We start from the raw sequence: 20,934 nt of genomic DNA, 5'->3' as shown, positions 1-20,934 counted from the left end.
GGTGGTCGTCGACGGGCCGGCACGGTGCTCCCGTCGCTGGGTGCGGCAGGTCAGACCCGCAGCAGGGTGCAGACCCAGTGCATGCCGCTGCCGGTGCTGGTCAGGGCGACCAGGTCGCCGTCGGTCAGCTCGCCGCCGTCGAGGTGGCGTTCCAGGCCGATGAGCTGGTCGGCGCAGCCGATGTGACCGTGGGCGAGAGCCAGCTCGACGTTCGTCCGTTCCAGCTCCACGCCGAGGTCCTTGGCCAGCTCGGCGAACTGTCGGGCGTTGTCGTGGAAGTGCACGAACCGGCGGACGTCGGCAAGCGTCACGCCGGCCCGGCCGCACGCCGCCTCCACCACCTGCCGGTTGCGCTCGCGGATGGTCGCCACGAACCGGAACATCCGGCGTACGTCGCCTGCGAAGAACTCGTTGAGCCGGTCGGCCGGGTCACCGACGCGGGGGGTGCCGCCGTCCGGGGTGAACGGCTGCGCCGCGCCACCGACGGGCATCCGCATGAAGCCCGCGTACCGGCCGTCGGTGATCGTCTCGGTGGCCAGCCAGCGGCACCTGTCGTGATCGCGCACCAGCACGGCCGCGGCAGCTCCGTCGGAGAAGACGCTTGTGTTGACCTCCATCCGGTTCCAGTACGGCTCGCACACCCGGTTCGCGCCGATCAGCAGCGCCGTCCGGTACTCGGGATGGGTGGCGAACCGCCCGGCCACCGTGTCGAACGCGGCCACCCCACCGCCGCACGCCTGGTTGAGCAGCACCGCTTCGGCCCGGTGCGCGCCGAGGCGGGCCTGGGTGTGCGCGGCCGGATCCCAGTAGAGGTACTCGGCCAGGTCGGGGATCGCCAGCACCACCAGGTCCACGTCGGCGGCGGACAACCCGGCGCGGTCCAGGGCCGTACCGCCGGCCACCACCGCCAGGTCGGTCACCCCGACGCCGGGGCCGGCGCGGTGGAAGGCGCGGTACTCCCAGGACCGCAGACGGTCCAGATCCTTGGTGTACGCGGCCGCGGCCGCCGCCACGTCGACAGGCTCGCCGAGCACGTGGGCCAGGGCGGCCACCCCGACGCCGACCGGCGGGCCGCTCATCGCCGCACCGCCGTCGCGTCGTTGTCGGCGTCGGTGCGGGCAGCGCGTAGCCGGACCCGGGGGTCGGCGGGCGCGACACCGTCCAGCTCGGACAGGAAGCGCCGGGCGGTGCCGTTGCGGCCCGTGTCGGCAAAGCGGACCAGCACCTCGCCGACCTCGGCCGCGCCGGCACGCCGGGTCAGCTCCCGCAGCACCTCCGCCTCGACGCCCTTGCCGAGCACCGGGCAGGAGAGGGAGAAGACGTCCACTGTCCAGCGGTCGACGGACCGGTCCAGCGCCACGAGGCCCGCGGTGCCGTAGTCGCCGAGCCGGTCGCGTACCCGGATCGCCAGCAGGTCGGCGGCCCGCGCGGCCAGCACGGCGGCCGGCGGGGCGGGCGCCAGCGCGAAGTCGTGCGCGCGGGCGACCACCTCGGCGACCTCCGCGACGCTGTCGGCTGCCACCGGCAGGTAGTCGACGTGCACCTCCAGGCCGGCCACGAAGTCGTCCAGGGACAGCTCGGTGGGCGCGACGGCGGGTCGGGACGTGCCGCCGCTCCACCGCCGGGCCGGGAGCCGGTCGGTCAGTCCCGCCGCCCGCAGCTCGTCCGACCAGCCGGCCGGGTCGGACCCGAGCGGTACGTGCCGCGGCGGCGACTGCGCCGGACCGGTGCCGGCCAGCACGAGCTGGGCCGGCGCGACGTCCAACTCGTCGGCGATCTCGGCGAGCTGGTCGGCCAGGGGCCGGTCGTCGGTGACCCAGCCGTCGAGCACGCTCAGCAGGTCCGTGGCGTCGGCGCTCGACCACCAGTCGACGCCGGTGGCCCGCAACGCCACCCGCACGCCTGCCTCGCGCAGGTCACGCAGCGCCGGCAGCAGGTGGACGGCGCCACCGGCCAGCCCGTCGCCGTCGAGGACCAGCGCGCGGCAACCCGCGCCGAACCACCAGGCCACCAGCGCGGCGGTGGCGGCGCCGAGCCGCGCGAAGACCTCCTCGGTGTACGGCACCTTCGCGAACCGGAACAGCGCCGGGTGGTACGCCCGCTCGTCTCCGACGGCCCGTACCGCCTCGTCGGCGTCGACGAGCAGCACCCACGGGTCGCCGGCCAGCCGATCACGCAGCCGTTGCCGGACGGCTGTGGCGCTGGCGGTCACCCCGTCGGCGTGCAGCGCGTCGGCCGGCCCGTACCGGCGGGAGGTGGGGACGGGCGGCAGGACGTACACCAGCAGGGCGCCGTGGCGGTGCGCGGCGGTGACGGCCGCCTCAGCCCCGGCCAGCAGCTCCGTCGCCCAGGCGTCGCCGGCCGCGCCGGGATCGCCGGCCTCCTCCAGGCGCTGCGCCACCACAAGCACGTCGGGTCGCGCCTCGGCGAGGAAGCCGTCGGTGGCGAGACACTGCTGGACGACCTGCTGGAACGGGCCGACGGCGAGCGTGGCGGGCAGGCCGGTGTCGTGCAGGCCCAGGCCGAGGTACGGCACCAGCGGGTCCACGGTGTAGCTGGCCAGCAGCGCCACGCGCAGGGCCGGCGCAGGCGCCTGGCGGGTGAGCGCCTGCCAGCGGGTGCGGCGGGTGAACAACTCGGCGCTCATCGGGTCTCCGTGCCCTTGGCGCGCAGCACGGTCCGCAGCTCGCCGACGCTGCGGACGTCGCGGATCTCCTCGAAGGCGAAGGAGAGCCCGTAGACCTCCTCCAGGGTCACCACCAGTTGCAGGTGCCGCAGGCTGGTCCAGGTGCCGATGGTCTCCGGCCCGGACTCGTCGGTCACCTCGGCCGGGTCGACCTCCAGGACGCCGGCCACCACCTCGGTGAGCGTCACTTGGCCACCACCGCGCGGTCGTCGGTGAGCTCCTCGGTGCCGGTCGGCGACGGCAGCGGGGCGGGCGGGTCGGTGGGCTCGTCGTAGTCGGGCAGGTCGACCTCCATCCGGCGGAGGCTCGGCGAGGCGAACCCGGCGGCGGCCACGCCGATGCCGAACAGGCCCACGATCACGAAGATCAGGCCCATTCCGGCGCCCGGCCCGCTGCCGACGAGCCAGCCGAAGTACGGCACCCCCGGCCCGCCGTCGCGCATCATCGGCTCGAACCAGCGGTCCGCGGCGATGCCGGCCAGGGCCGTGCCGCCGGGGTACGCCAGGTCCTCGATGAACTGGCGGGCGGCGAAGACCCGGCCCTGGTGTGACGGCTCGACCTTCTCCTGCCACACCGACTGGGCGTACCCGTCGATGAAGGGGATGGACAGGTGCAGGAAGAGCAGGGCGACCGACCAGACGATGATGCTGTCCCCGACGCCGTAGATGATTCGGCCGAGGACGCTGAAGACCAGGATGGCGATGAGCATCCGGCGGATCTTGTGGCGGGTGTTGGGTAGCAGGCCGAGCAGTAGCGCGCCTGCCACACCGCCCACCGCGCCGATGGTCTGCACCAGGCCTACCGCGTTGGTGCTGCTGTCGGTGCGGGCCAGGATCTGCGGCACCAGCAGGGCGAACCCGACAGCGGCGAGCACGTTGATGGCGAACATGATCGCCTCCAGCCCGGTGAACGCCCGACTGGCCAGGATGTAGCGGAAGCCGTAGATCGTGTCGTACCAGAAGCCGCCCTCGTCCTGCTGCGTCGAGCGGGGGATGGGCGGCAGCTTCACCAGCAGCACCGCGCCGATCGCCACCAGGTAGGACAGCGCGTCGACGAGCAGGATGACCTTGATGTCCATGAGGCCGAGCAGCGCGGCGGCGAAGCCGGGGGCGAAGATCACCGGGATGGTCCGGACCGCGAACATCATCGCGTTGGCCCTCGGGTACTGGCCCTTCTCCATCATCACGGTGATGGTCGCCTGGTACGCCGGCAGCTGGAACGCGAGGAACGCGCCGGTGACCAGGTTGACCAGGTACAGGTGCCACACCTCGACCGAGCCGGTGAGGAACAGCAGCAGCACGGCGGCCGTGGTGATCGCCGAGCCGACGTCACTGAGCACGATCGTCAGTCGGCGTCCCCACCTGTCGACGAGCGCGCCGGCGATCGGGCTGAAGATCACTGTCGCGCCGAACGCGAACGCCATGAGCATGGTCAGGTCGAAGGCCCGGCCGGTGGCGTCCCACACCCAGATGCTCAGGGCGAAGTTCGTCATCCGGGTGCCGAGCGCCGACAGCAGCTGGCCGAACCAGATCGTGGTGAACCCGGCGAACCGGGACGGGCGTCGGAACGCCATGGGGTCTCCTCCTACTGCCGTGGCGGTTGCCCGTGGTGTCCGGCCAGCCGCAACAGGCTGGTCCGGATGCCGTCGAGCAGGTTCTCAGCGGTCTCCGGCCGGAAGGCCGGAGTGGCGTAGCTCAGATCGACGCGGAGTGCGGGGCCGGTGAGCGATCCCGTCACGTCGAAGGGGAAGGGCCAGTGCCCGTCGGGGTCCTCGGTCGGCCCGAACGGCGCCGCGCAGACGTCGAGGAGCTGGTTGGCCGGGGCGACGTCGTCGAATCCGAAGCCGCCCATGTAGTTGACGGCGACCAGCGGCGGCGGTGTCGCGGCCAGCCGGGCTCGGACGTCGTCGTCCGGGCACAGGTACCGCAGCAGGCCGTACCCGATGCCGTTGTCCGGGACGCGGCCGAGCTGGCGGATCACCGAGCGGACCGAGCGGGCCGCGTCGGCGGTGGCGGGCAGCTCCAGCCGCAGGGGGTAGAGCACCTGGAACCAGCCCGCGGTGCGGCTGACGTCCACGTCGTCGAAGAGCGGTTCGCGGCCGTGGCCGGTCGTGGCGACGGTGACCGCGCCACCCGTACGCCCCACCACGGTGGCCACCACCGCCCACACGACGAGGTCCCGCACACTGGCCCGCAGTCGGCGGGCGGCGGCGTGCAGTCCCCGGGTCGCCGCCTCGTCAAACGTCACGGTGGCCAGGCCCAGGTCACCGAGGCGGAACGGCGTGGCGGTCGGCTCGTCGGCCAGCCGGGGCAGCACCCCGTCGTCGGCCTGCGCCAGCCAGAACGGCACCTGCTCGCGCAGCGCCGCGGAGCCCGCGTATTCGGCGAGCCGCCGCGCCCAGGCTCGGTAGGACGTGGTCTTCGCCTGCAACGCCGGCTCGACCCCGCGTTCGAGCTGGTCGCAGAGCGTCTCCAGGTCGGCGAGGAGCACACCCCGGGAAACCGCGTCGACGACGAGGTGGTGGTTGACGAGCAGCAGCCGGTCGGGCAGCTCCGGGCCGAGCCGGAAGTGCGCCACCCGGGCCAGCGGGCCGGCCGTGAGGTCCAGGCCGGTCTGCGCCTCGGCGCAGCGGGCCTCGACGGCGGCCTCCCGCTCGTCGACACCGAGGCCGGTCAGGTCGTGGCTGACGAACGGGACGGCGTCGGCGGGGTCGGCGTGGTGCTGACGCCAGCTCTCGTCCGGCTGACGGGTCAGGCGTAGCCGCAGCGCGTCGTGCTGGGCCACCAGCCGGCGGACCGCCTCGCGGACCAGCTCGGCCGGCAGCGGACGGGTCAGCTCAAGGTAGTAGGGGTGGTTGAACAGGGCGGGCCGGCCCATGGTGGGGGCCACCAGGTCGGTGAACCAGCGCTGCGCACCGGTCAGCGGAGCGTCGCCGTGCACCGCGCCCTGCTCGGCGTCCAGCGCCAACGCCCCGCTCGGGGCCGAGTCACCGAGGCTGGCGGCCAGCTCGGCGACCGTGGGGTGGCGCACGAGCTGTCGCGGCGTGACCTGGATGCCGGCCGCCGCGCAGCGGGCGACGAGCTGCATCGCGAGCAGCGAGTCACCGCCGACGGCGAAGAAGTCGTCGTTGATGCCGAGCTGGTTGGTGCGCAGCAGCTCCGACCAGATCGCCACGAGTTGACGCTCCCGGTCGGTACGCGGCGCGGCGGCGGCCCGGTCGGCCGAGCGTCGGTACCCGTCGGTGACCGCGCCGCGCAGCGCCACCGCGTCGCCCAGCTCGGTGGCCACCTCGGCGAGCAGCCCGGCGGGAATCCGGTCGACAGGCGCGTCGACGGCCCCGGCGACGGCTGCGTCGAGAGACCACAGGCCACGTAACACGTCCACCGGCCCGTGCGCCGGGTCGAAGGGCAGCGCCAGGGCGTCCGGTGGCGCGGGTTCGGTGACCGGGTGCAGGGCCAGCGTGGCCGCGTCCGTGGGAGGGGTCGGGGCGTACCCGATGATCCCGGCGGTGACGAGCGCGGACAGCTGCGCGCCCTGCGGCGTCGTGGTGAGCAGCACCTCGCGCCCGGACCGGGCCTGGGCCGCGAGCAGCCCTGCCAGCTCGGCCTGCCGGTGCGCGGGCCCGGCCGGTACGACAAGCCGGCCCAGGGCCGGGTGCCGCACCGCCCGCCGCACCAGCAGCGTCGCGGTGACGGCCGCCAGCTCCGGTGACCAGGCGTCGCCGGTGAACAGCTCGGGCACCCGGTAGCTCCGCGCCCACGCCTCGACCGCGACGACGTCGACGTCCGGCCGGGCCTCGGCCAGCCGCGCGGTCAGCTCCGCGAGGACCGCGTTCCACGGTGACGTCCGGTACGGCGGCGACGGCGGGCACACCACTATCGTCAGCGCCGCCGCGCTGTGTCCCCGGTGGACGTCGAGTGCCGCCAGCAGCTCGGTGGAGAAGCCGCGCAGCCCGACGATGCCCGCGCCGAGCGGGCCGGGTGTGCGGCGGTCCTCCCAGCGCAGCACCAGCACGTTGTGGTCCCGCCGGCCGGTCGCCAGGCCGGCGGCCGGGTCGCGCAGCAGCCGCAGCAGCGCGCCGGGCGCGAGCTGTTCGAGGGCGTGCGGAAGGCCGAGCAGCCCGGTCCAGAAGCGGACGGTCGCCGCCAGCCCCGGCACCTCGACGGTCCCGCCGACGACCAGCCGGGGCGCCGGCGGCGTGAGGCGGCGGGGCGCCGCAGCGCGCCGTCCCCCGCCGAGCGGGGCGTCCGGTCGGCGAACCCCCTCGTCGAGCACCTTCGCGAGCCCGGTCAGCAGCCGGACCATCCGCTCCGGGCCGAACAGGTCGGCCCGGTACGCCAGGTCGGCGTGCAGGTCGTCGCCCTGCCAGGTGACGCTGAGGAAGAGGTCGAAGTCGACGCCGACGCTCGGCACGTCAACAGGCGTGGCGGTCAGCCCCGCGAAGTCCGGCAGCTCGTCGGGACCGTCGAGGACGTTGAGCACGCACTGGAACAGCGGGTGGTACGCGGCCTGCCGGGGCAGCCGCAGCGCCTCCACGATCGTCGCGAACGGCAGCCCCTGGTGCCGGTACGCCTCCCGCGCCGTGCGGTACGCCCGCGTCACCAACTGCCGGAAGGTGGGCCGGCCGCCGACGTCCATCCGCAGCGGCAGCAGGTCGGCGAAGCAGCCGATCAGCGGGGCGAGTTCGGCGCGTTCCCGGCCGGCGGTGGGTGCGCCGAGCACCACGTCCGGTTGCCCGCTCTCGGTGTGCAGCAGGGCGGCGAAACCGGCCAGCAGCACGGCGAACGGGGTGACCCCCTCCGCCCGGGCCAGCTCCCGCACCGCCGCGCCGAGCCCACTGCCCAGCCGCTGCGCCTGGTAGCCGGCGACGTCCGAGCGCTCCGTCGGGCGGGGGTGGTCGGTGGGCAGGTCCAGCAGCGGCGGCGCGTCGGCGAGCCGCTCCCGCCAGTACGTCAGGTGCGGTTCGACGGCGGTCGACGCCAACCAGTCGCGCTGGTGTCGGGCGTAGTCGGCGAACTGGACCGGCAGCGGCGGCAGCGGCCTGTCGACGCCCGTGGCGTGGTGGGCGTACCGGGCGGCGACCTCGTCGAGCAGGATGCTCCACGAGGTGTTGTCGCAGACGATGTGGTGCATGCCGAGCAGCAGGTGCCAGCGCCGGTCCGGCAGCCGCAGCAGGCGGGCCCGCACCAGCGGGCCGGCCGCCAGGTCGTACCGGTGCGCGGCCAGCTCGGCGGCCGCCCGGCGCACCGCCCGGGCCTGCTTCGCCGCCGGCAGGCCGGTCAGGTCCAGCGTCTCCAGCCACGGGTCGACGTGCGGACGGACGACTGGTTCCGGCTCGCCGCCCCGGCCGGCGAAGGTGGTCCGCAGCACGTCGTGCCGGGCCAGCACGTCGTCGAACGCCCGCCGCAGCGAGGTCGTGTCGAGGTCGCCGCGCAGCTCGACGGCGGCAGTGGTGTTGTGCCGGACCACGTCGTCGCCGAGCTGGTCGAGGGCCCAGAGCCGCACCTGCGCCGAGGACGCCACCGCCGGTGTTCCCGGCGGTGCGGGCGTGAGCGGGGCGAGGGCGGTGGCGTCCGGGTCGGCGTCCAGCACGGCGGCGAGCCCGGCCACCGTCGGGTTGGTGAACAGGGTGTAGAGCGACACCTCCCGGCCGAACTCGGCCTGCACCTGCGACAGCAGGCCGGTGGCGAGCAGCGAGTGGCCGCCGAGGTGGAAGAAGTCGCTCGTCACGCCCACCTGCTCGACACCGAGCGCGGCAGCCCACAGACCGGCCAGCCGCTCCTCGGTCGGGGTGCGCGGCGCGACGACCTCCTCGTCGTCCGTGTCGACCCGCGCCACGGCCGGGCGGCTGCGCTCGGCGATCGCCGCGGCGGTGCTCAACTCCTCGATGACGTACGCGGCCCGCTCCGCGCCGATCGCCGTCAGCAGCCCGCTCCCCGCGCTGGCCGCCACCGGCGCGGGCGGGTCCAGCGGCCAGACGTGGGCGAGCAGCCGACGCAGCTCGTCCCACCCGGCCGGCACGGCCAGCGCAAGCACACCGGGGTACGCGTCGCGCAGCGCCGCGACGGCCTCCGCGTCGGTGTCGAGCACCACGGTCGTGGCCGGGTCGGCGGCGGCCAGCTCGCCGGCCGAGAACGGCCGCACCTCGTGACCGGGCAGCGCGTCGGCGAGCCTGTCGAGCGGCAGCCGCTCGCCGTCGACGAGCACGAGCCGGCGCGGCTGGCCGACGAGCCGCCGCAGCTCCCGCAGCACGATCGTGCCCAGCGCCGCGAAGTACTCACCCGTGTACGGCACGTGGCCCAACTCGTCCGCGCGCTCGTCGCTCACAGGCGCCACCGGATAGGCGCCGGCCTGGTCGGCCGCCCAGACCGCGTGGACCCCCGGGGTGCGGGCGGCCAACGCGGCAAGCCTGTCGTCGAGCCGGCCGGACCGCTCGCCGTGCCGTTCGGCGGCGCGCGGCGACGCCGGGCAGACCACCAGCAGCAGCGGGGCGTCGGTGCGCCGCCGGTACGCGGCCACCGCCGCGTCCAGGTCGTCCATCGCCGTGTCCAGGGCCGCCTCGCCGACGGTGTCGTCCTGCCGGCGCAGCCAGTCCTCCCACCGCAGCAGGCAGACCGTCGCGTCGGCCGTCGGCCCGGCCAGCAGGTGGGCCACCAACTGGCCGTACCCGGCCAGCTCCACCGACGCGGGTACGCGCAGGAAGCGCAGCCAGAACTCCACCGGGTCGCGCAGCGGGTCCACTGTGAAGGTGGCCGCCAGGGCGATGCGGTGCCGGCGCAGCCCGGTCACCTCCGACAGCGGCCGGTCCGGGGCGTCCGCCATGGCGCGCAGCAGCTCCGGCAGCCGGCCCACAGTCGAGGCGATGGTCTCGTCGAGGTACAGGTCGGCGTTGAAGTCGACAGCACCCTCGATCCGGTCACCCTGGACGGTCAGGCTGACGAACAGGTCGAAGTCGGTGAGGCCGCTCTCCGCGGGCACCGGGCGGAAGGTGACTCCGGCGGCCTGCCGCTGCGGCACCCCGCCGTCGGTCATCGTGGCCAGCACCTGGAACAGCGGGTTCACGCTGGGGTCGCGGACCGGCCGGACCTCCTCCACCACCCGCGCGTACGGGGCCTCCTGGTGCGCGTACGCCTCGCTGACCGTGCGGTGCACCCGACGGACGAGGTCGCGCACGCTCGGGTCGCCGCCGGTGTCCACCCGCAGCACCAGCATGGTGGCGAAGCAGCCGATGAGCGGCTCCAGGTCGGTGCTCGCCCGTCCGGCGGCGGGCATGCCGAGCAGCAGGTCGTCCTGGCCGGTGGCCTGCCGCAGCAGGGCTGTCAGCCCGGCGAGGACAACCGCGTTCACTGTCGCCCCGGCCCCCCGGGCCAGCCCGGCGAGAGCGCCGGTCACCTCGGCGTCGACGGAGAACGGCAGGCTGCGGCCACGGTGGGTCTGCACCGGCGGCCGGGGGCGGTCCGGTGGCAGCGTCGAGCGGGCCGGCGCCGAGGCGAGCCGTTCCCGCCAGTGCGCCAGGTGACCGGCCAGCTCCCGTTCGGCCTCCGGCCGGCGGCGGGCGGCGACGTGCGCGACGAACCCTGTGGGCAGCGCGGGCAGCCCGGCCGGCACGTCGGCGGCGAACTCGCCGTACCAGCTCACCAGCTCCTCCACGAACACGCCTGCCGACCAGGCGTCGAAGACGATGTGGTGCGCCGTCACCAACAGCAGGTGCTCGTCGCCGGCGAGGGCGAGCAGCCGTACGGCGAGCAGCGGCCCGCTGGTGAGGTCGAAGATGACGGCCGCGTGCGCGGCGACCTCCCGGTCGACAGCCGCCTGCCGTTCCGACTCCGGCACCTCCGTCAGGTCGAGCACCGGCAGCGGAACCTCCAGGGCGTCCGACACCCGCTGGGTGACGACGCCGTCGACGGACGCGAACACGACGCGCAGCGCGTCGTGCCGGGCCACCACCGCGTTGACCGCCCGGTGCAGCGCCGCGACGTCCAGGGGTCCGCTGATCCGCTCGGCGAAGGGCACGTTGTAGACAGGCGTGCCCGGCTCCAGCCGGTCCAGGAACCAGAGCTGCTCCTGGGTGAAGGAGAGCGGACGGTCCACCGTGGCCGGCGTCGGGTCGGCGGTGTCGGGTCGGTCGGCACGGGCCTGGCGCAGGCGCAGGGACAGCAGCTCCCGCTGCTCGGGGGTGAGGTCGGCGAGGTCCGGGTGCAGGTCCTGGGTCATCGGGTGGCCCCTTCGACGTACGCGCGGTCGGTGGCCGGCCCGCCGTCGAGCAGGCGGGACAGCGGGGGAGGGGAGTCGTGCAGGTAGAGGTGACCGCCGGGCACGACGGTCAGCGAGAAGCCGGCGTCGGTGCAGGCCGCCCAGCCGGCGACCTCGTCCGGGCTGACCAGGGGGTCGTCGATCGCCGCCACCGCGTCCACCGGCAGTGGCAGCGGGGGCACGGTCGCCGGCCGGTACGACGCCACCACCGTCAGGTCGGCCCGCACGGTGGGCAGGATCAGCTCCAGCAGGCCCGGGTCGGCGAGCACCTCGTCGGGGATCCCGCCCAGGTCGTGCAGCCACCGGGTCAGCGCCGCGTCGTCGAGGCGGTGCGCCGCGCCGAGCGGCGGGGCGTTTCGCGGCGGACGGGCCGCCGACACCACCAGACGCTGCGGTACGGGGTCACCCCGCGCGACCAGTCGCGCGGCCACCTCGTACCCGATCAGACCGCCCATGCTGTGGCCGAAGATCGCGAACGGTGCCGGCACCCGCGCGACGATCGCGTCGACAAGCGGGGGCGCCAGCTCGTCCATCGTGCTCAGCGGCGGGTCGGCCAACCGACGCTCACGCCCTGGCAACTGCGCGGTCCACACCTCCACGTCGTCGCCCAGCAGGCTGGCCCACGGCCGGTACGCGGCAGCGCCGGCACCGGCGTACGGCAGGCACACCAGCCGCAGCCGAGCGGCCGGGCGGGGCGCGACGCAGCTCAACCATGCTGCTGCGCCGGCCGCTCGGGTGGCGGTCGTCGGCACGGATACGTGTGGTGTCGCCATGCCCGCACACGCTAGGAACGGGCCGTGACAGCGGTCTTAGCGTCGGCTGAGGGATCCTCGGGGTGTCCACTGCGCGCGACCCGTGGTCACCGACGAGACCGGCTTCCTGAAGAAGGGCGTGTGCTCGGTCGGGGTGCAGCGGCAGCAGTACGCGGGCACCGCCGGCCGGGTCGAGAACAGCCAGGTCGGGGTGTTCCTGACTCCTCAACGCCTTCGTCCTCGCCCTGCCACTACCCCCGGCGCACACCCTGCACTGGTCCACCTGGCGACGAACATCCCAAGCCCGAGCCCGGCGATCCCACTACCAGCGCAGGCCCGGCCACCGAGCTTGAAACAGGCCCTACGGCTCGAGCGTGGCGGGCATGCTGAAGGCGGCGACGTGACGGGCACCGATGAAGGCGTTGCTCTCTACGATCTTCCCGTTCTCGATCCGGAGTACGTCGACGACCAACGCCTCGTAGTGCCGGCTGCCGGGCCGCCGGAGATAGTTGATCAGTGCCGGGCGCCCGTTGGCCGAGGTGGGGAACGTACGCCAGTCGAGCGGTCGGCCGAGGAACTCCGCGACCGCGTCGATCCCGACGACCGGCGGCTCGGGCGGCATCGTGATCCGTACGTCCTCGGCGAGCAGTGCCCGGATCGTCTCCGGGTCCTTCGCGTTGGCGTAGCGGCGCAGGATCTCTTCGTCCTCACTGGTGAGCCGCGGGCGGCGCCAGTCCTTTGGGTCCGACGGAGCGCGCTGCCGGAGGGTGTGGCGGGCCCGCTGGAGGAGGCTGTTGACGGCCGCCACGGCGGTGTCGAGCGCGCCGGCGATCTCCTGCGGCGTCCAGCCGTGGACGTCGCGCAGCACGAAGGCCGCCCGCTGCCGCGGCGGCAGGTACATGAGCGCCGCGATCAGGGCCAGCTCGACGGTCTCCCGGGCGGCGAGACCGGTCTGCGGATCGTCGGCCAACAGGGCGTCGGGATAGGGACCGAGCTCGGTGGACCACTCCAGCGGGTCACCATACGGAACCGTCCGGTGACCGGCCGCCTTGCGGCTGTCCAGGAAGACGTTCGTGGCGATCCGGTAGAACCAGGTGCGCGGCGACGCCCGACCCTCGAAGCGGTCGCGAGCCCGCCAGGCACGCAGGAAGGCCTCCTGCACCAGGTCGTCCGCGTCGGTGACGTTCCCTGCGAGGCGGTAGCAGTGCACGTGTAGCTCACGCCGGTGCTCGTCGAAGGCGCGCTGCAGCCAGACCGCCTGCTCGTCACGCGAGTCGGACATGTGATTTCCCCTGGGCTGAGTGGTCCGCACAACCGTACTGACGACCGCGGACCCATCCGTCATCGGTCACCGATGACGATCGCCGGCTCGGTCGTCTGTACCTGTGACCTATCCCCACTCCATGAAGGAGACAGCCATGACGGCAACCCCCGAGTCCAGCGCCGCCGCGCCCCCGGTCGTCGACCGGGAGACCTGGCTGCGCGAGCGCGATGAACTGCTGGTCCGGGAGAAGGCCCATACCCGCGAAGGAGACGCCATCGCAGCCGCTCGTCGTCAGCTGCCGATGACCTTGATGCCGACGGTGACGGTGCGGGGCCCTGGCGGGGACACCCCGCTGGTGGAGGTGTTCGAGGGCCGCCGGATGCTCATCGCCTACTTCCACATGTGGCACGACGGCAAGCCGCACGAGCATCAGTGTGAGGGGTGCACCTTCTCGACCTGTCACATGCAGATGCTGGACTACCTGCACGCTCGGGACGTCACCTACGCCGTGTTCTGCCAGGGTCCCTACGAGGAAAGTGCCCCGTTCGCGGAGTTCATGGGCTACCCGTTCCCCTGGTATTCGGCGAAAGAGTCCGACCCGGCTCTGGCCGACGGTCGTGACTTCGGGTTCATCGCCTGCTACCTGCGCGACGGCGACCAGGTCTACGAGACCTACTGGACCACCGGGCGGGGCGTGGAGGCGTTGATGACCACCTACCACGCCCTGGACCTCACCGTGTACGGCCGGCAGGAGAACTGGGAAGACTCACCCCAGGGTTGGCCACGGGTCAGTGGTCACCCGTGGCGGCTCAACGGCCGCCCCACCGCCCAATGGTCACGCCCCGGCGTTACGCCGGCGGTGACGTCCTGACGCTCGAGATGGTCATGCTCGGGTCGGCCGCGGTGTCGGCCTGCTGCTGCGTCGTGCCGCGGGCGGGCGCGTCCCGCAGGACCCGGATGCTCGCGGGTGCGATGGTGGCTGTCATGGTCGCGGTGACCCTCGACGCCGCACCGGTTGTGCAACAGACGGGCGCGCTGCTGCTCCTCGCCTTCGCGGTGGCACTCGTCACCAGCGGTCCGACCGAGCGCGGCCCGGAGGTGGAGTGGCACCGTGCGGCCGGGGCCGTGCTCATGGCGCTCGCCGTGCTGATGCATCAACACGGCGGGTCGATGGCTGTCCACCACATGGCCGCCGGGCCCCGGATGGACCACGGCACCGTCACCGGCCATGAGGCGGCGCTCGTGTTGCTACGCGCCGCCACGGCGGTTTACCTCTGCTGGATGGCGGCCGCACTCGTCCGGCTGCGCAATCGACCGATCACGGACCTGCTCCGTTGGGAGCACCTGGCCATGGGGGCGAGCCTCGCGGCCATGGTCTTCTTCATGAGCTAGCCCCCGAATCACCCCTGTTCCCAAAACCCGGCAGAGGCGGTTTATCGACAGAGCTCATCAGCCATCAAACCCTCGCTGGTGAATATGGTCAGCGCCGTTCACTTCGGGCGCGAGAATCAGCCGACGCAATGCTTGCCGTCGCCATCTGATGAGAATAAGCTGGTGGTAGGGCGTCGGCGCACTGCATCCCCGAGCAACTAAAATGAAAGCGAATGAGTGAAACTCCGATCGGCGATCAGAACTGAAATAGCAGGAATCCAATCCAGGCTTGTCGCGGCCTCGATCACCACTTCGGCAATACTGGTGGTCGGCGCTTTCGCGACTCCGGCACCAGCCAGCGCGGCAGATAATCCGAATCCGGCGAGAATTGCCTCTGCCTCCTGGTGGTTGATGGAAGAACTCCTGAAGCTTCAAGAAGGCACGGAAAATGGCGGCATTTACGCCAACAAGTCGGGCTACCACAACACACGCGCCGCCAACGCGTCGAATGACTATTCTGTTCGCGACGATGAGGACAAGGGTGGTCCTTCTGACAAGGCCGCCGCTTACGACTGGACCTTCCCCGAAGCTCAAAGCCTCTCTTTGGCCACCCACCCGATCGACCCCCGAGCGGATCAGCAACTCCCTTCCGACGTAACGGCTGCGGCATCCAACTACACCAACATCGCTCGTTACTCGAACCGGCTTCTGGCGTCCGGCCGGGACTCGAATGATCCGCGCCTCAACGGATGGCGTGAGTTCTACGGTCAAGCCGACAATGACACCTCTGTCGAAGGCTACGACTTTCGCTACGACGGCACCGTAACCTCCGACAGCTCGCACCTCTGGCACATCCACCTGAGCGAGGACCGAGATAAGGTCGAGAGTCTCGACAACAAGCGAGCGCTGCTCAGCGTCCTTCGTGGTGAGACGGTGGAGCAATGGCTGGCGGGGTCCGGGAAAGCTGTGGCAGATTCCCAGAGCACGGACCTCGACGGTGACGGAGATGCAGACCTCCTTCGGGTCAATACCGACGGGACGGTTTCGGCATTCCGAAACAACGGGATCCTGGATGGCAATGCGTGGTCGTCTCCGTTAGTCGTCGCAGCCAGTCCCGGTACGACCGATCCGCTCCGCATGCGGTTCGCCGACCTGAACAACGATGGCATGGCGGAGTTCGTGCGAATCAACAGCGACGGGACGCTCTCGGCATTCCGAAACAATGGGATCCTGGATGGCAATGCGTGGTCGTCTCCGTTGGTCATCGCAGCCAGCCCCGGTACGACCGATCCGCTCCGCATGCGGTTCGCCGACCTGAACAACGATGGCATGGCGGAATTCGTGCGAATTAACAGCGACGGGACGCTCTCCGCTTTCCGAAACAATGGGATCCTGGATGGCAACGCCTGGTCGTCTCCGTTGGTCATCGCAGCCAGCCCCGGCACGACGGACCCGCTCCGCACACGATTCGCCGACCTGAACAACGACGGCATGGCAGAACTCGTCAGAATCAACAGCGACGGAAGCCTGTCCGCTTTCCGCAACAACGGGATCATGAATGACCGGGCCTGGTCAGCTGACGTTGTAATCGCCGCCAACCCCGGGACCACGGACCCGACGCGGCTGGCGATCGCGTAACTCAAGTTAAGCGGTCCTCATGCGGCAGCCGCCGCTAGGGATCTTTCGGGTGCGATTCGATATTGGAGGTGCGGCGGTCATCGCGAGGGCCGTTGTGCTACTTGCGCCGCGACGCCTTCGATGCCGCGTCTGGCGTGCAGTTCGAGGTCGAGTTGGCCCTTCAGCGTGTCGTTGACCGACTCTGCCGGATCGGTTTCAGCAAGTGCTCGCCCGGGTGTGGGGCACGGTTGCGGTACGACAGTGTGGCAACCGCGCCCCACGCTCTGCCAGCCACTGGTCGAGTTCCGCGGACACCTATCCCTTGTCCGCGACGATCAGCAGGCCTGGACGCTCGGTGACGAGGTCAGAGGCGCAGTAGCCGTGGCCGTGGCCGGCCCACCGCGACCACGCGGATCGCCTGCTTGAGCAGCGGCACGCAACCGCTTGTGGTGGCCGGACTGAGCGGGCAGATGCCCGGGGACGAACCGCAGCCAACGGGCTTCGGACCGCACGCCGAGCAGGGCCTGAGCCACGGCCAGGGTGAGCAAGCAGATCAGGTAGGCCGCTGGCCGACCGGCGATCCGGTCGCCTCGTCGCGTCCACCACCCAGCGCTGGGCCGGGCCCGGAACGGCGCCGCGCGCTCACCCGCCGGTGGCGACCGCCGCGATGGCGTAGTGCGGCCGGTGGACGCCACCGTCGGGGCGCTCCAGGCGCTCGACCTCCGTGAAGCCGGCGCGCGTCAGTCGCCCGGAGATCTCGTCGACGGGCCACCGGTAGGCGGTGGTGACCTTGTGGGGAAAGGCGTCCACCTCGTCACCGGCGAAGAGGCCGAGCACCAACCTCCCGGACGGGGTCAGGGCACGTCGGAAGGTGGTGAGCACGCCGTCGAGGCGCTGCGGTGGCAGGTGGATAAGCGAGTACCAGGCCAGGATCCCGGCAACGGAGTGGTCGACGACGTCGAGGTCGTCCAACGACCCGAGGCGGTAGCTGCCGCCGGGGTGGGTCGCCCGTGCGTGGGCGATGAACTCGGGGACCACGTCGATGCCCGTGGCGTCGACGCCCAGCGAACGAAGGTAGTCGGTGAGGTGGCCCGGGCCGCAGCCCAGGTCGAGCACGGGACCGGGTCGGCCCCCCAGGTGCCGGGCGATGTGGGCGAGGTCGTCGGGGTCCACCTTCTCGCGTGTGCCGAACAGTTCGATGTAGAGATCCGCGACCGAGGCGTACGCCTGCCGTACCTGTTCCGTGCCCACCGTCCGACTATAGGAACCCCGTGTCGGGCGGATCGCGCGCAACCCCCCGCCCGAAAGATCGTTGATGCCGAGGGGTGTACCGGATGTCGGACTCGTGGACGGCACGGCTTCTGCGGGATCCGGTGGCCGCACCCCGGGCGGCGTTCCTCGAGCTCTTCTTCGACCTGGCCTTCGTCTTCGCCCTCACCCGTGTCGCGCAACGGCTGATAAGCGAGTTGAACGCCCGGGAGCCCGATCGCGACGTGCTGGCAGGTGCTGCCGAGGCGCTGTTCTTCTTCCTGCTGCTCTGGTTGATCTGGATGTTGGCGGCGTGGGTCACCAGCCTCTACGACCCGGCGCTGGCGTTCGTCCAGGCGTTGGTGATCGTGGTCATGTTCGGCGCGCTGGTGTTGGCCATCACGATGCCCCACGCGTTCGGCGGTCGAGCCGTGTTGTTCGCGGCCACCTACGTCGTCATCCAGCTCGGCCGCCCGCTCGCGCTCACGCTGGCGTTGCGCGGCCATCCGCGTCGGCTGGTGACCACCCGCATCACGATCTGGACGGCGGTCGCCGCGGTGCCCTGGCTCGTCGGGGTCGCCGTGAGCGAGCACGCCCGGCCCGCGGTATGGGCCGGCGCCCTGGCCATCGAGTACGTCGGGTTCGCCACCGGCTGGCCGATACCCCGGCTCGGCGCCTCCCGAGTCAACCAGTGGGTGATCAACGGGGTCCACCTGGTGGAGCGCTACCAGCAGGTGTTCCTGATCGCACTCGGCGAGGCGATCCTGGTGATCGGTCTGGCCTCCAGCGCGGCCCCGATGACCCCTGCGGAGATCGCCGGCTTCGTCGTCGCGTTCGCTGTCACCGTGCTGTTCTGGCGGATCTACTTCCACCGCTCCGGACACCGGCTCCCCACGGCGATCCGCGATTCGCAGACTCCGGCGCGACTCGGCGAGAGGGCGACCTACGTCCACCTCGTGACGGTCGCCAGCGTGCTGATCACGGCGGTCGGATTCGAACTGGTCATCGCCCACCCCACCGGCGAGGGCACGTTGCCGACGGCCGTCATCGTGCTGGGCGGTCCGGCGCTGTTCCTCCTCGCACAGAGCTGGGCGGAGCACGAGGTCTTCGGGCGGCGCCCCATCCGCCGGCTGGCCGGGGTGCTGGTGCTGGTGGCGGCAGCCCCGGTCGGCGCCCTGCTGCCGGGACTGGCGGTCCTGGTCATGGCCGCCGTGGTGCTCAGCGTCGTCGGAGGGGCCGACACACTGGCGGGCCACCTGCGCGATTCCCATGGTGTTGGCGCGGGTCCGTCCGGGGGCGGCCAGGGCACACGCTGAACCAGCGCATCGCCGCCCGGGGCGATGTAGACGCTCGCCTGCTCGTTGAGCGCGCACGTGACGGGTCAACCTAGGCTGCACCGATGGCAATCGACACCACCGGAACGTTCTGGCGGGGCGACAACTTCACCGACCTCGCCGACTACCTCCGCGAATACCAGCCTGGCGGCTACCCGGTGGCTCAGCTCAAGGAAATGGCCTGCGAACAGTGCGGGGGCGCGACCTTCGCGGTCCTCGTCGACGACGAGAACGGTTGTGCACAGGCACGCTGCTTGACCTGCGACGACGACGTCCTGATCGCGGACAGCTCCGACCACTGGCAGGACGCCGACCCCGACGACTGCGCCTGTCCGTGCGGCGGCGAAGCCTTCCAGGTCGCCGTCGGTTTCGCCCTGCGTGCCGACGGAGAGGTCCGGTGGGTCAGCGTCGCGCTCCGCTGCACACAAGATGGAACCCTCGGCGTCTATACCGACTGGAAGATCGACTACTCACCCAGTCGGCATCTCCTGATCGGCGCGACGTGACCAGCACGGCCCGGCGGTAACGCGTTTCGTCGACCGGGTTCAGGGTTGCTCGGTGGAAAACCTGAGGCGAAGACCGGGGCCGTCCCCGGGGCTTCGCCCGGAGTCGGGCGCGTGCTGGGGACCAGATGATGTTGGGCATGAGACGCGCCGCATTCTTCGTCATCGCCGGGCCGGCCTGCATCGTGGGTTACGGGCTCGTACGCCTGTGGGGAAAGTCCGACGGGACGTACGGCCCGGGGTTCGACTGGCAGGCCGCGCACCTGGTCGCCCTGGCGGGCATGGTGTGCTTCGTGCCGGCGGTGCTGGCGCTGGCCGGCCTGCTGCGCCCCAGCCCGTGGCGCACCGGCCTGGTGTCCGTCACGCTTGTCGGGCTCGCCGCCACGATGGTGCAGTTCGGGGCGGACATCGTCGAGGGGCTGCTGGCCGCCGACCGGGCCGAGATGTCGGCGCTCGGCGCGGACTTCAAGGACGTTCCCGGCGTCGACGTGGTCGTCTACGACGTCGTACCGCAGCTGTTCTTTGTCGGTCTGCTCGTCCTGGCGGGCATGCTCGCCGCCCGGCGGCGGCTGCCGTGGTGGAGCGTCGCCCTGCTGCTGGTCGGCATCGTCCTGCCGGCCGTCACGCTCGACCTGCTGCCGCTCGGCGGTTTGTGCATGTTGGTGGCGCTCGCGCCGGCGGTGCCCGCGCTGCGGCGGCCCGCCCCGCGAGCAAGCCTGGAAACCGTAATTTGATCTTACCGACCGGAGTCGCTCTGAGCTGCTGAGATGAAGCGACCCCACCACCTGGGCCACCGTGACGACGGTGACCGGCGCCGACGGCGGTGCGGACGAGCTGACCCACTGCTGACGTGGCCGGCACGGGCGCCCGTGCCACGTCCGTCACTCAGCTGCTGGGCGTCGGTGCGGGCTTCCGGGTGAACGGCCACGGATACTCCCCGAAGAGGTTGGTGCACGCCGTGAGCATTCCCTGTCGGGCGTCGGCCAGGCGTTGGTTGGCGGGTCCCGCGTCCACAGTGGGGTCGTTCTTCACCCAGAGGTCGCCGGCTTCCTTGGCCGCCGATCCCAGCCGCTGACCCGCCTCCCGGACGGCGGGATCGGTCGAGTCGATGGAGGCCATCGCAGTGGTCGCGTCCCCGATGGGGGAATCCTTCGCCTCGATGCTGCGGACCACGCGCGTGCACGCGGAGGCGGCCGCCTTGTCCGAGGGCGTGGTGGAGCTGGGGGCGGGGGCTTCGGCGGGGGAGCAGCCGGTCAGCAGCAGCAGCGAGGCGACAACGAGGGTGCGGTTCACGGCAGGGAGCTTAAACGATCTTCAGGTCCCGATGCCGACCCCTGACGACCTGCTCGTCGTGGCCGGCAAGTCGCTGCTCGACCAGAGGGAGGCGCTGCGAGCTGTCGCGACGTCAGTCGTCGGCCACGGCCACCGGCTCCGCGCCGATGCAACGGACCTTCAACTCGTGCCTGCCGGCCGAGCCCTCGAACGTGACCTCGACGTCGTCGTCCGGGCCCCGGTCCACGTCGCGCACCCGGTAGCCCTGCGCGGGCGCCCAGGAGACGAGGCGTACGCCGGCGGGACCGCACTCGGCCACGGCCGTGCCGCCGTCGGTGGCGAAACTGCGGGGGACGCCGGCATCGGGGCTGGGTGCGGCGCTCGCGGTGCCGGCCGGCGCGACGGCTGTCGGGGCGGCGGACGTCGGCTCCGGCGCGGCGAGCGCCCGTTCGATCTCTGCCTCGCTGCGCACCCCACCCGGTGTGCCGGTGAGGCTCTCGCCCACCAGACGGATCGCGCCCAACCCGATCACTGTCGCCACGGCGACCGTGGCCACCCACCCGACGGCGACGAGAAGCGAACGACGGCCCATGACACGACTATCCCCGATCCGTCCTTGTCGCTGGCACATGCG

At 72.1% G+C, this 20,934-nt stretch carries 16 protein-coding genes and 2 pseudogenes; 8 read left to right on the top strand and 10 right to left on the bottom strand.

Features of this window, described 5'->3' with window-relative positions; all coding sequences use genetic code 11:
* Positions 1-50: 50 nt before the first annotated feature.
* The 6 genes from ACGFIE_RS31900 to ACGFIE_RS31875 are packed head-to-tail and all read right to left on the bottom strand — an operon-like array spanning position 51 to position 11,712.
* Positions 51-1,079, bottom strand: a complete 1,029-nt coding sequence (locus tag ACGFIE_RS31900; RefSeq protein ID WP_393301835.1) for a 3-oxoacyl-ACP synthase III family protein — start codon at positions 1,077-1,079, stop codon at positions 51-53.
* Entirely contained in the window at positions 1,076-2,647 is a 1,572-nt protein-coding gene (locus ACGFIE_RS31895) for a hypothetical protein (RefSeq protein WP_393301833.1), read from the bottom strand. The genes ACGFIE_RS31900 and ACGFIE_RS31895 overlap by 4 nt, the downstream gene beginning before the upstream one ends.
* Positions 2,644-2,874 carry an acyl carrier protein gene (locus ACGFIE_RS31890; RefSeq protein WP_266243779.1) on the bottom strand — a complete coding sequence of 77 codons (231 nt, stop codon included), beginning with the start codon at positions 2,872-2,874 and terminating at the stop codon, positions 2,644-2,646. The genes ACGFIE_RS31895 and ACGFIE_RS31890 overlap by 4 nt, the downstream gene beginning before the upstream one ends.
* On the bottom strand, positions 2,871-4,259 hold the full coding sequence (locus ACGFIE_RS31885) for an MFS transporter (protein ID WP_393301830.1): 1,389 nt from the start codon (positions 4,257-4,259) through the stop codon (positions 2,871-2,873). The genes ACGFIE_RS31890 and ACGFIE_RS31885 overlap by 4 nt, the downstream gene beginning before the upstream one ends.
* A gap of 11 nt (positions 4,260-4,270) precedes the next feature.
* Positions 4,271-10,900 (bottom strand): condensation domain-containing protein, encoded by a 6,630-nt coding sequence (locus tag ACGFIE_RS31880; RefSeq protein WP_393301827.1) that lies wholly within the window; start codon positions 10,898-10,900, stop codon positions 4,271-4,273.
* Positions 10,897-11,712 (bottom strand): thioesterase II family protein, encoded by an 816-nt coding sequence (locus tag ACGFIE_RS31875; RefSeq protein ID WP_393301825.1) that lies wholly within the window; start codon positions 11,710-11,712, stop codon positions 10,897-10,899. Before ACGFIE_RS31875 ends, ACGFIE_RS31880 begins: the two co-directional genes overlap by 4 nt.
* A gap of 82 nt (positions 11,713-11,794) precedes the next feature.
* Between ACGFIE_RS31875 and ACGFIE_RS31870 the strand changes: the two are divergent.
* Positions 11,795-11,911, top strand: a pseudogene (locus tag ACGFIE_RS31870) (transposase); the annotation flags it as partial.
* 141 nt (positions 11,912-12,052) lie between these two features.
* Here ACGFIE_RS31870 and ACGFIE_RS31865 read toward each other — a convergent pair.
* Positions 12,053-12,973 (bottom strand): RNA polymerase subunit sigma-70, encoded by a 921-nt coding sequence (locus ACGFIE_RS31865; RefSeq protein ID WP_393301822.1) that lies wholly within the window; start codon positions 12,971-12,973, stop codon positions 12,053-12,055.
* Positions 12,974-13,109: 136 nt separating this feature from the next.
* On the opposite strand from ACGFIE_RS31865, the gene ACGFIE_RS31860 reads away from it, so the two are divergent.
* The 4 genes and pseudogenes from ACGFIE_RS31860 (at position 13,110) to ACGFIE_RS31845 (ending at position 15,964) form a co-directional block, all read left to right on the top strand.
* Positions 13,110-13,826, top strand: a complete 717-nt coding sequence (locus ACGFIE_RS31860; RefSeq protein ID WP_393301819.1) for a DUF899 family protein — start codon at positions 13,110-13,112, stop codon at positions 13,824-13,826.
* Between the two features lie 113 nt (positions 13,827-13,939).
* On the top strand, positions 13,940-14,347 hold the full coding sequence (locus tag ACGFIE_RS31855) for a hypothetical protein (protein WP_393301817.1): 408 nt from the start codon (positions 13,940-13,942) through the stop codon (positions 14,345-14,347).
* 255 nt (positions 14,348-14,602) lie between these two features.
* Positions 14,603-15,271, top strand: a pseudogene (locus tag ACGFIE_RS31850) (hypothetical protein); the annotation flags it as partial.
* On the top strand, positions 15,260-15,964 hold the full coding sequence (locus ACGFIE_RS31845) for an FG-GAP repeat domain-containing protein (RefSeq protein WP_393301900.1): 705 nt from the start codon (positions 15,260-15,262) through the stop codon (positions 15,962-15,964). The pseudogene ACGFIE_RS31850 and the gene ACGFIE_RS31845, both read left to right, overlap by 12 nt.
* Before the next feature lie 621 nt (positions 15,965-16,585).
* On the opposite strand, the gene ACGFIE_RS31840 is transcribed toward ACGFIE_RS31845, so the two are convergent.
* Positions 16,586-17,194: a class I SAM-dependent DNA methyltransferase gene (locus ACGFIE_RS31840; RefSeq protein WP_393301814.1), complete on the bottom strand. Its 609-nt coding sequence runs from the start codon at positions 17,192-17,194 to the stop codon at positions 16,586-16,588.
* An 83-nt stretch (positions 17,195-17,277) separates the two neighbouring features.
* Here ACGFIE_RS31840 and ACGFIE_RS31835 point away from each other — a divergent pair, with 83 nt between their 5' ends.
* From ACGFIE_RS31835 to ACGFIE_RS31825, 3 genes are all read left to right on the top strand, one after another.
* Positions 17,278-18,507: a low temperature requirement protein A gene (locus tag ACGFIE_RS31835; RefSeq protein ID WP_393301811.1), complete on the top strand. Its 1,230-nt coding sequence runs from the start codon at positions 17,278-17,280 to the stop codon at positions 18,505-18,507.
* An 83-nt stretch (positions 18,508-18,590) separates the two neighbouring features.
* Entirely contained in the window at positions 18,591-19,031 is a 441-nt protein-coding gene (locus ACGFIE_RS31830; RefSeq protein WP_393301808.1) for a hypothetical protein, read from the top strand.
* 137 nt (positions 19,032-19,168) lie between these two features.
* The gene (locus ACGFIE_RS31825) at positions 19,169-19,762 is read left to right on the top strand and encodes a hypothetical protein (protein ID WP_393301805.1); all 594 of its coding nucleotides are present in this window, start codon (positions 19,169-19,171) and stop codon (positions 19,760-19,762) included.
* A gap of 151 nt (positions 19,763-19,913) precedes the next feature.
* Here ACGFIE_RS31825 and ACGFIE_RS31820 read toward each other — a convergent pair whose 3' ends face one another.
* Positions 19,914-20,321, bottom strand: a complete 408-nt coding sequence (locus ACGFIE_RS31820) for a hypothetical protein (protein WP_393301803.1) — start codon at positions 20,319-20,321, stop codon at positions 19,914-19,916.
* A gap of 112 nt (positions 20,322-20,433) precedes the next feature.
* Positions 20,434-20,892 carry a septum formation initiator gene (locus ACGFIE_RS31815; protein WP_393301800.1) on the bottom strand — a complete coding sequence of 153 codons (459 nt, stop codon included), beginning with the start codon at positions 20,890-20,892 and terminating at the stop codon, positions 20,434-20,436.
* Positions 20,893-20,934: the final 42 nt, after the last annotated feature.

Source organism: Micromonospora sp. NPDC049275, assembly GCF_043197115.1.
Classification (GTDB): Bacteria; Actinomycetota; Actinomycetes; order Mycobacteriales; family Micromonosporaceae; genus Micromonospora.
The sequence above is the reverse complement of the archived record's forward strand: the minus strand, read 5'-3'. Positions and strand labels throughout refer to the sequence as shown.

Coding starts and splice junctions, on each gene's coding strand:
- ACGFIE_RS31900 (WP_393301835.1), bottom strand. CDS start 1,079: ATGAGCGGCCCGCCGGTCGGCGTCGGGGTGGCCGCCCTGGCCCACGTG.
- ACGFIE_RS31895 (WP_393301833.1), bottom strand. CDS start 2,647: ATGAGCGCCGAGTTGTTCACCCGCCGCACCCGCTGGCAGGCGCTCACC.
- ACGFIE_RS31885 (WP_393301830.1), bottom strand. CDS start 4,259: ATGGCGTTCCGACGCCCGTCCCGGTTCGCCGGGTTCACCACGATCTGG.
- ACGFIE_RS31880 (WP_393301827.1), bottom strand. CDS start 10,900: ATGACCCAGGACCTGCACCCGGACCTCGCCGACCTCACCCCCGAGCAG.
- ACGFIE_RS31875 (WP_393301825.1), bottom strand. CDS start 11,712: ATGGCGACACCACACGTATCCGTGCCGACGACCGCCACCCGAGCGGCC.
- ACGFIE_RS31865 (WP_393301822.1), bottom strand. CDS start 12,973: ATGTCCGACTCGCGTGACGAGCAGGCGGTCTGGCTGCAGCGCGCCTTC.
- ACGFIE_RS31860 (WP_393301819.1), top strand. CDS start 13,110: ATGACGGCAACCCCCGAGTCCAGCGCCGCCGCGCCCCCGGTCGTCGAC.
- ACGFIE_RS31855 (WP_393301817.1), top strand. CDS start 13,940: ATGGTCGCGGTGACCCTCGACGCCGCACCGGTTGTGCAACAGACGGGC.
- ACGFIE_RS31835 (WP_393301811.1), top strand. CDS start 17,278: ATGTCGGACTCGTGGACGGCACGGCTTCTGCGGGATCCGGTGGCCGCA.
- ACGFIE_RS31830 (WP_393301808.1), top strand. CDS start 18,591: ATGGCAATCGACACCACCGGAACGTTCTGGCGGGGCGACAACTTCACC.
- ACGFIE_RS31825 (WP_393301805.1), top strand. CDS start 19,169: ATGAGACGCGCCGCATTCTTCGTCATCGCCGGGCCGGCCTGCATCGTG.
- ACGFIE_RS31815 (WP_393301800.1), bottom strand. CDS start 20,892: ATGGGCCGTCGTTCGCTTCTCGTCGCCGTCGGGTGGGTGGCCACGGTC.